This window comes from Mycobacterium parascrofulaceum ATCC BAA-614, assembly GCF_000164135.1.
Classification (GTDB): Bacteria; Actinomycetota; Actinomycetes; order Mycobacteriales; family Mycobacteriaceae; genus Mycobacterium; species Mycobacterium parascrofulaceum.
The window spans coordinates 813,277-822,118 of the sequence record NZ_GG770555.1; the positions used below are offsets into that span (position 1 = coordinate 813,277).

General features: G+C 71.4%; 5 protein-coding genes. 1 reads left to right on the top strand and 4 read right to left on the bottom strand.

Translation table 11 applies throughout. The annotated features are described in order from the left end of the window. Together HMPREF0591_RS19260 and HMPREF0591_RS33475 are read right to left on the bottom strand one after the other, a co-directional pair. Positions 1–4,985 (bottom strand): type I polyketide synthase (locus HMPREF0591_RS19260; RefSeq protein WP_007170326.1); only part of this gene is annotated, 4,985 nt, incomplete at its 3' end. A 335-nt stretch (positions 4,986–5,320) separates the two neighbouring features. Then, positions 5,321–5,677, bottom strand: coding sequence for a hypothetical protein (locus HMPREF0591_RS33475; RefSeq protein WP_083212457.1), 357 nt, complete (start codon positions 5,675–5,677; stop codon positions 5,321–5,323). A 185-nt stretch (positions 5,678–5,862) separates the two neighbouring features. Here HMPREF0591_RS33475 and rbpA point away from each other — a divergent pair, with 185 nt between their 5' ends. After that, positions 5,863–6,198 carry an RNA polymerase-binding protein RbpA gene (rbpA, locus tag HMPREF0591_RS19270; RefSeq protein ID WP_007170328.1) on the top strand — a complete coding sequence of 112 codons (336 nt, stop codon included), beginning with the start codon at positions 5,863–5,865 and terminating at the stop codon, positions 6,196–6,198. Positions 6,199–6,216: 18 nt separating this feature from the next. On the opposite strand, the gene HMPREF0591_RS34810 is transcribed toward rbpA, so the two are convergent. Both HMPREF0591_RS34810 and lnt read right to left on the bottom strand, forming a co-directional pair. Further along, the gene (locus HMPREF0591_RS34810; RefSeq protein WP_007170329.1) at positions 6,217–7,011 is read right to left on the bottom strand and encodes a polyprenol monophosphomannose synthase; all 795 of its coding nucleotides are present in this window, start codon (positions 7,009–7,011) and stop codon (positions 6,217–6,219) included. Further along, positions 7,008–8,825 carry an apolipoprotein N-acyltransferase gene (gene lnt, locus HMPREF0591_RS19280; protein ID WP_482805246.1) on the bottom strand — a complete coding sequence of 606 codons (1,818 nt, stop codon included), beginning with the start codon at positions 8,823–8,825 and terminating at the stop codon, positions 7,008–7,010. Before lnt ends, HMPREF0591_RS34810 begins: the two co-directional genes overlap by 4 nt. Positions 8,826–8,842: the final 17 nt, after the last annotated feature.

The following is an 8,842-nucleotide window of genomic DNA, read 5'->3' on the forward strand; positions in this document are numbered from 1 at the left end:
ATGTCGAAGGTGGTGACCGGCAACGGCCGAAGCACGCCGGCCTCGAAGAGCCCGGCCAACTCGATCATCCACTGGTGCATCCGGGGGCGGCCGGGTTCGAAGAGGTCGAAGGCGCGGTAGCGCACGCCTGGATACTCCCGGGCGATCACCCCGGGGTCGCGGATGTCGGTCTTGCCCATCTCCAGGAACACGCCGCCGGGGGCCACCAGCCGCAGCGAGGCGTCCACGAAGTCGCCGGCTAGCGAGTCCAGCACCACATCCATCCCGCGGCCGTTTGTCACCGCCCGGAACTTGTCCTCGAACTCTAGGCTGCGGGAGTCCGAGATGTGGTCGTCGTCGAAGCCCATGGCCCGCAACGTGTCCCACTTGCCGCGGCTGGCCGTGGCGAAGATCTCGAGGCCCAGATGCCTACCCAACTGGACCGCGGCCATGCCGACGCCGCCGGCCGCGGCGTGCACCAGCACGCGCTGACCCGGCTGCACGTCGGCCAGGTGCACGAAGGCCATGTACGCGGTGGTGAAGACGGCGGAGATGGCGGCGGCTTCGGCGTACGACCAGTCCGCCGGCATCGCCTGCAGCAGGCGGACGTCACCGGCGACCAGCGTGCCGCTCCCGTCGGGGAAGAACCCGTAAACCGAGTCGCCGACCGCGAATTCGGTGACGCCCGGACCGACTTCGGTCACCACGCCGGCGCCTTCACCGCCCAGCAGCGCGTCGTGGGTGAACATGCCGAGCGTGATCATGATGTCGCGGAAGTTGGCGGCGATCGCCCGCAACGCCACCCGGACCTGGCCCGGCTCCAACGGCGCACCGGCATTCGGCACCGGCTCCAGCCGCAGGTTCTCGAAGGTGCCGGCGGTGCCGATGCCCAGTCGCCAGGGGCCGTCGCCGGGCGGCGCCAACAGGTCGTCGACGGCGCGGCTGGGCCGCACCCGCGCGGTGTGGACCTGACCGTTGCGCAGCAAGACCTGCGGTTCGCCGGCCGCGAGCACCGACGCGGCCGCCTGACCGTCCAGCGGGACATCGGAATCCACCAGGACGATGCGGCCGGGATGCTCCGTCTGCGCCGAGCGCACCAGCCCCCACACCGCCGCGCCGGGCAGGTCGGTGACGTCCTCCCCCGCCAATCCGACAGCCCCGCGGGTCGCCACGATCAGCACACCGGAGTCGTGTTCGGTCAACCACGATTGCACGGCGGTCAACGCCCGGTGGGTGCGCTCGTAGCTGGCGGTGACCGGATCCTGTTCGCTTGCAACCGATTCCAGGAGCTCGTGGGCGGGCGCGGGACCGGACGCGGCCGCCGGGGTGGCCGGCGACCAGGTCAGCTCGAACAGGCGCTCGGGCCCGGCGCTGGACACCGCGGCGCGCAGCTGCCGCTCGCTGACCGGGCGGGCCACCATCGCGCCGACCGACAACACCGGCAGGCCCAGCCCGTCGGCGAGCTCGATCGAGATCGCGGCCGCACCCCCGTTGGCCTGTGCGCCAAGGTGATTCGGCGCGATCCGCGCCCGCACCGCGGTTGCACCCGCGGCGTGCAACGAGACGTCCTGCCACGAAAACGGCAGCATCAGTTCGACCGGCTGTCCCGCCGCCTGGCGGGCCATGATCACGGCGTGCATCGCCGCGTCGAGCAGCGCCGGGTGCACCCCGAACCCGCCGGCGCCGCCGGCCGCGTCCGGCAGCCGCACCTCGGCGAACACCTCGTCGCCGCGGACCCATGCCGCGGTCAGTCCCCTGAACGCCGGGCCGTAGCCGTAGCCGTGTGCCGCCAGCCGGTCGTAGCCGTCGGCGATGTCCGCCGCGACCGCACCCTCGGGCGGCCACACCGACAGGTCGGCGGCGGGCTCGAGCGACCGGGAACTCAGGACCCCCTCCGCGTGGCAGACCCACGACGAACCCGCCTCGCCGCGGGAGAACACCGACACCGCGCGCCGCCCCGATTCTTCACCGGGACCGACGACCACTTGCACGGCAACCGAACTGGACGCGGGCAGCATCAGGGGCGCCTGCAGCGTCAGTTCGTCGACCACCGAACAGCCGACCTGGTCGCCCGCCCGGATCGCCAACTCGACGAAGCCCGCGCCCGGGAACACTGCGGCACCGGAGACTGCGTGGTCGGCCAGCCATCCCTGCAGGCTCGGCGACAGTCGACCGGTCAGCAGCACCCCGTCCGACGCGGGCAGCTCCACGACCGCGCTGAGCAGTGCGTGCTCGCTGGTGCCCAGGCCCAGGCCCGCAGCGTCGGCCCCGATGCCCTCACCGGAGAGCCAGAACCTGCGCCGGTCGAAGGCGTACGTCGGCAGCTCCACGAAGCCCGCCCCCGCCAGCACGCCACGCCAAGTCACGCTCACGCCCGCCACGTACGCGGCGGCGGCCGAGCTGAGGAACCGCTCGAGGCCGCCGTCATTGCGGCCGAGGGTGGGCACCACGATGGGCGCCGAGTCGCCGGCGGAGATTTTCAGGCAGTCGTCGCAGGTGTCTTCGATGCCGGCGATCAGCGCGGGATGTGGGCTGGATTCGATGAACGTGCGGTACCCGTGCTCGCATGCGGCGCGTACCGCCTGGTCGAACTGCACCGTCTGGCGGATGTTGCGGTACCAGTACGCGGCGTCCAAACCGGCCGTGTCCAAACGGTTTCCGGTCACCGTCGAGAAGAAGGCGACGCGCGAGGAACGCGGCTCGATGCCGGCGAGGGCCTCGGCCAGCTCGTCACGAATGGCCTCGACCTCGACCGAGTGCGACGCGTAGTCCACGTCGATCCGGCGGGTACGCAGCTCCAGGTCGGCGCAGAACCCGACGAGTTCCTCCAGCGCGGCGACTTCGCCCGACACCACCACCGCGGAACGACCGTTGACCGCCGCGATGCTCACCCGATTGCCGTAGGGGGCCAACAGTTCTCGTGCGCGTTCGGTGCTGCACGCGATGGAGAGCATGCCGCCGGAGTGCGCCAGCGTTCGCAGCAACTTGCTGCGCAGCGTGACCACCCGAGCGGCGTCGCGCAGCGACAACGCGCCGGCGACATACGCCGCGGCGATCTCCCCCTGTGAATGGCCGATCACCGCGTCCGGGTTGACCCCGACCGATTTCCACAGTTCGGCCAACGACACCATCACCGCGAACAGCACCGGCTGCACCACGTCCACGCGGTCCAGGCCCGGGGCGCCCGGGGCGCCGCGCAGGACGTCGATCAACGACCAGTCGACGAATTCGGTGAACGCCTCCGCGCACGCGTCGATCTGTTGCGCGAATGCCGGTGCCGTCTCCAGCAATTCGACGCCCATGCCCAGCCACTGGGAACCCTGGCCGGGGAACACGAAGACGTTCTTGCCCGCCGGCGCCGCGCTGCCCTGAAGGACCGTGCCGGCCGGGTCGTCACCGGCCAACTCGTCCAGACCGGCCAGCAACCGGTCCCGGTCGCCACCGACGACGACGGCCCGGTGCTCGAAGGTGGCGCGGCCGGCCAGCGTCCACGCCACGTCGGCGATATCCAGCTCGGTGTGGCCGCGGACATGCCCGGCCAGCCGGGCGGCCTGAGACCGCAACGCGGGCAACGACTTCGCCGACACCACCCACGGCACGGTCGCGGGCTTCGGGCCGTCCCCGGCCGGCTCGGGCGGCGGGGCCGCCTCGACGATGACGTGCGCGTTGGTGCCGCTGATCCCGAACGACGAGATGCCCGCTCTCTGCACTCGGCTCGCCGGCCAGGGCTGCGCCTCGGTCAGCAGCGACACCGATCCCGCGGACCAGTCCACATGCGGGCTGGGCACGTCCACGTGCAGTGTCGCGGGCAACATTTCGTGACGCATGGCCTGGACCATCTTGATCACGCCGGCGGCGCCCGCGGCGGCCTGGGTGTGACCCATGTTCGACTTGATCGACCCCAGCCACAGGGGCTCGGAGCGGTCCTGGCCATAGGTCGCCAGCAACGCCTGCGCCTCGATCGGGTCGCCCAGGGTGGTGCCCGTTCCGTGGCCCTCCACCACGTCCACGTCGGCGGCCGACAGCCCGGCGTTGGCCAACGCGGCGCGCACCACCCGCTGCTGCGACGGACCGTTCGGTGCGGTCAGCCCGTTGGACGCGCCGTCCTGGTTGACCGCCGAGCCGCGCACCAGCGCCAGCACGGGATGACCCAACCGCCGGGCGTCCGAGAGCCGCTCGACGACCAGCATCGCGCCGCCCTCCGACCAGCCGACACCGTCCGCCGCGCCGGCGTATGCCTTGGACCGGCCGTCGGGGGCCAGGCCCCGGTGCCGGCTGAATTCGACGAAAACGGTCGGGGTGGCGTTCACGGTCGCGCCGCCGGCAAGCGCCAGGTCGCACTCCCCCGACCGCAGCGACTGCACCGCCATGTGCAACGCCACCAACGACGACGAACACGCCGTGTCCACCGACACCGCGGGGCCCTCGAGGCCGAGCACGTACGACACCCGGCCGGACGCGACGCTGGAGGTCATGCCCGTCAGGCGGTAGCCCTCGATCTCCTCGGCGAGCATGCCGTAGCCCTGGACGATGAGGCCGGCGAACACCCCGGTCGCGCTGCCCCGCAGCCCGCTGGGGTCGATCCCGCCCCGCTCCAGCGCCTCCCAGGACAGCTCCAGCAGCATCCGGTGCTGCGGGTCCATCGCGAGCGCCTCGCTCGGGGCGATGCCGAAGAACGCCGGATCGAAGTCGGCGACCCCGTCGACGAAGCCGCCGGTCCGCGCGTATGTCTTGTGGCGCGCGTCGGGGTCCGGGTCATACAGGCTCGCCAGGTCCCAGCCGCGATCGGTGGGAAAATCGGTGATCACGTCGCGGCCGTCGGCCACCATCTGCCACAGGTCTTCGGGCGTCTGAACGCCGCCGGGGAAGCGGCAGGACATGCCGACGATCGCGATCGGCTCGCTCGAGCGCTCCAGCAGCGCGCGGTTGGTGCGTTTCAGGCGTTCGACCTGCACCAGCGCTTTACGCAGCGCCTCGGTCGCATGCTGGAGTTGATCCACCGCCACTACCTCTCGCCTAACTTGGCCGTCAGCTGTCCCGATGCGACTCTCGCCGAGTCACGGAAGTTGCTGCACGATGCGATGTCGTGCGGCTTCCCGGCCCAAGAATGTCGCTGGTGAGTATGGCCAACTCTGACGGTATTTCAAAACGTCCGATGCTCCCGGCTGCTACGGGAGAACCGGCTTCGGCGTGAGGCACGCCTGGTCCAAGGGAATGTGGAGCGCGCCGTTGCGGCCGCGGGTGCCGGGGCCGCCCGAGGCCCACGTGCTCCGGGATGCCACCGACGCGTCTGCCATGGCGCGACTGTACCCGGCTGTGCATCGGGCGTGGTCAGGCCGGGTCAGACGCCCGCGCGGCGCCAGCCGTCGGCCGCTCGGGCGGCGCGGATCAGCACGTCGCACAATTCGCGAAGTTCGGTTGCCTGGGCCCCTTCTTCGAGGGCGGTGGCGACATCCTCGGCCGCGCACCGCACCTGGTAGACGCGGTCGGACAGGTCGACCGCGTCGTCGGCCGACAGGACCACCGCGTCGGGGGGCAACGCCGGCGCGGACCCGCCGCCCCGGGTCAACGAGGCGCGTTGTTCGTAGGCGCGCTGCCGGCAGGACTGACGGCAGTACTGGCGGCGACGTCCCATCCCGGCGTCGGACACGTCTCGACCGCACCAGCGGCACGGCTGCGGATGAGGGCGACGGCTCACGCCTGCCGACTTTAGTCGGGATTGCCCGGCGGTCCCGGTATCATTGAAGGTCGCGTCGCGTACTCCGGCTGCCCCCGGCCGGGAACTGCGCAGCCCCCCGCGACGTTCGCCAAACGGACAGAATCGCACCACAGCAGCCCGACCGTCGAGAACCAGACGTCCAGAAGACCCAGAGGAGTAGCAACATGGCTGATCGCGTTCTTAGGGGCAGTCGCCTCGGAGCCGTGAGCTACGAGACCGACCGCAACCACGACCTCGCGCCGCGCCAGATCGCCCGGTACCGCACCGAGAACGGCGAAGAGTTCGAGGTTCCGTTCGCCGACGACGCCGAGATCCCCGGCACCTGGCTGTGCCGCAACGGCATGGAAGGCACCCTGATCGAGGGCGACCTGCCCGAGCCGAAGAAGGTGAAGCCGCCGCGCACGCACTGGGACATGTTGCTGGAGCGGCGCAGCGTCGAAGAACTCGAGGAGCTGCTCAAGGAGCGGCTCGAAATCATCCGGACACGCCGCCGCGGCTGACCCCCGGCCCCCCGGCGCTTAGGTGCGGTGGTCGGCGCGCTGGCTGCCGGCGCGGGTCTTGCGGCCCTCGATCCCCCACCGGGTGACCTTGACCAGCGCCTCGCGGATGTTCGATCCGCTCATCTTGGACACGCCGAGTTCCCGCTCGGTGAAGGTGATGGGCACCTCGGCGATGACGAACCCGTTGCACACCGTGCGCCAGGTCAGGTCGATCTGGAAGCAGTACCCCTTGGAATCCACCGCTTCGAGACCGATGGCCTCGAGGACCTCGCGGCGGTAGGCGCGATAGCCGGCGGTGATGTCGTGGACGCCGATGCCCAGCGCGAGCCGCGCATAGGTGTTGGCGGTCCAGGAGAGGGCCCAGCGTCGCCACGGCCAGTTGCGCACCGATCCGCCCTCGACGTAACGGGAGCCGATGGCCAGGTCGGCTCCGGCGTCCACCGCGTCGAGCAGGCGGTGCAGCTGCTCGGGCGCGTGGCTGCCGTCGGCATCCATCTCCACCAACACGGAATAGTCGCGGCTCAGGCCCCAGGCGAAGCCGGCCAGATACGCCGCGCCCAGGCCGTCCTTCGCGGTGCGGTGCATCACGTGGGTGCGCCCCGCGTCGGCGGCCGCCAGCTCCTCGGCCAGCTCGCCCGTGCCGTCGGGGCTGCTGTCGTCGACGATCAACAGGTGCACGTGGGGGCATGCGTCCCTCAGCCGCCGGTGGATCACCGGCAGGTTCTCCCGCTCGTTGTAGGTGGGGATGATCACCAGGACGCGCTCGCTGGGACGATTGCCCGAGTCCCGGGGCGCCGGCTGGCCGGTGGTCATGTAGCTCCTCTGTGTCGCCCGAAATTACGCGACGGTCCTCGGCCGCCCTCGTGGAGCGGAGTGTAGTCACCGCCGTGCTGCGGCGGAGTCTGGTCCCCGCCCTCGCCGGGCGGACTGTCCGGGTCAGCCTCGTCGTCGGGCGCGGTTTCGCCCGTGGGCCTGCCGGCGCTCTCGGATTCGTCCGCGGCTTTCGACCTCCGACGAATCGGACGCGGGAACCATCCATTGTGCCGTATCCCGGCCACAATGGCCGCCCCGGCCGCCGCGACCAGGATCCATTGCAGCATCGGGCCCCAGCGCGTGGCCGGCGTCAGCTTGGTCTTCAGGCGCACCTGGATGTCCAGGTAATCCGGCTGGAAGAAGTCGGTGCGCACCAGCTCGGCGCCGTCCGGCGCGATGACCGCGCTGATCCCGGTGGTGCCGGCGACCACCACGTATCGGTCGTGCTCGACGGCCCGCACCTTGGCGAACCCCAGCTGCTGTTCGCTCATCGTCTTGTTGAACGTGGCGTTGTTGCTCGGCACGGCCAGCAGCTGGGCGCCGTTGAGGACCGCTTTGCGCGGGACGCGGTCGAAGATGACCTCCCAGCAGGTGGCGACGCCCACCGGAACCCCGGCGATGTGGACGACGTCCCGGCCCGGGCGGGGCACCATGTTGCCGGCACGGTCGGCGTAGGCGGAAAGGTGGCTGAACAGCCACGGCATCGGCAGGTATTCACCGAAGGGCTGCACGATTTCCTTGTCGTGCCGGTCGGCCGGACCGGTGGCCGGATTCCACACGATCATGGTGTTGGTGTACTGGGGATTCTCCGGCGGGCTGCCGGGCAGCTCCGACACGGTGCCGATCAGGATCGGCGCGCCGACCGCGGTCGCGGCCCGCGATATCTCCAGCGCGGCGTCGACGTTGACCAGCGGGTCGATGTCCGAGGAATCCTCCGGCCAGACGACGAATTGGGGTTGCGGCGCCTGGCCCGCGCGGACGTCCTCGGCCAACCGCAGCGTCTCGCGGACGTGGTTGTCGAGCACCGCGCGGCGTTGGGCGTTGAAGTCGAGACCGAGCCGCGGGACGTTGCCCTGCACCACCGCAATGGTGACCGAGGGCTCGCCGCCCGACCCCGTGCCTGCGTGCCGCACCTGCGGCCAGACCAGCACCGACGCGAACAGCACCAGGCAGATGCAGACGCCGGGCAGCACCACCGCGGGCGGCGCCGCGTCCGTGGCCGGTTCGTCGGCGCCGCGGTGGGCCCGGCCGCCGGCGCGCCACCACTTGACGATCTCCAGCTCGATGGCGGTCGCGCTGAACCCGACGAGCACGATCCCCGTGGAGAGCAGCGCGGCGCCCTCGAGCTGGGCCAAGGGCAAGAAGGGGCCCTGCGCCTGGCCGAACGCGACCGACCCCCACGGGAAGCCGCCGAACGGGACGAGCGATTTCAGCCACTCCTGGGCCGCCCACACCAGCGCGAACCACACGGGCCAGCCGGGCAGCCCGCGCACCAGCACGGCGCACAGCCCGAACAGGGCGGGGAACAGCGCGCACGTCGTCGCCAGCACCACCCACGGCACGGCGCCCACGAGCAGGCTGATCCAGGGCAGCAGCGGCAGATAGAACGCCAGCCCGAAGAGGAACCCGTAACCCAGGCCGCCCGCCGGCGTCGTCGCCGGATGCTTGAGCACCCACGCCAGCAGGGCGGCCGCCACGACCGCACCCCACCACCAGTTCAGCGACGGGAAGCTGGCGAACAGCAGCACGCCGCCGGCCACCGCGCACGCCAGCCGGCTCAGGCGGGGCGCCAGGGCGGACCGTACGGCGGGCAGCCGGGCGCGCGCCGCGC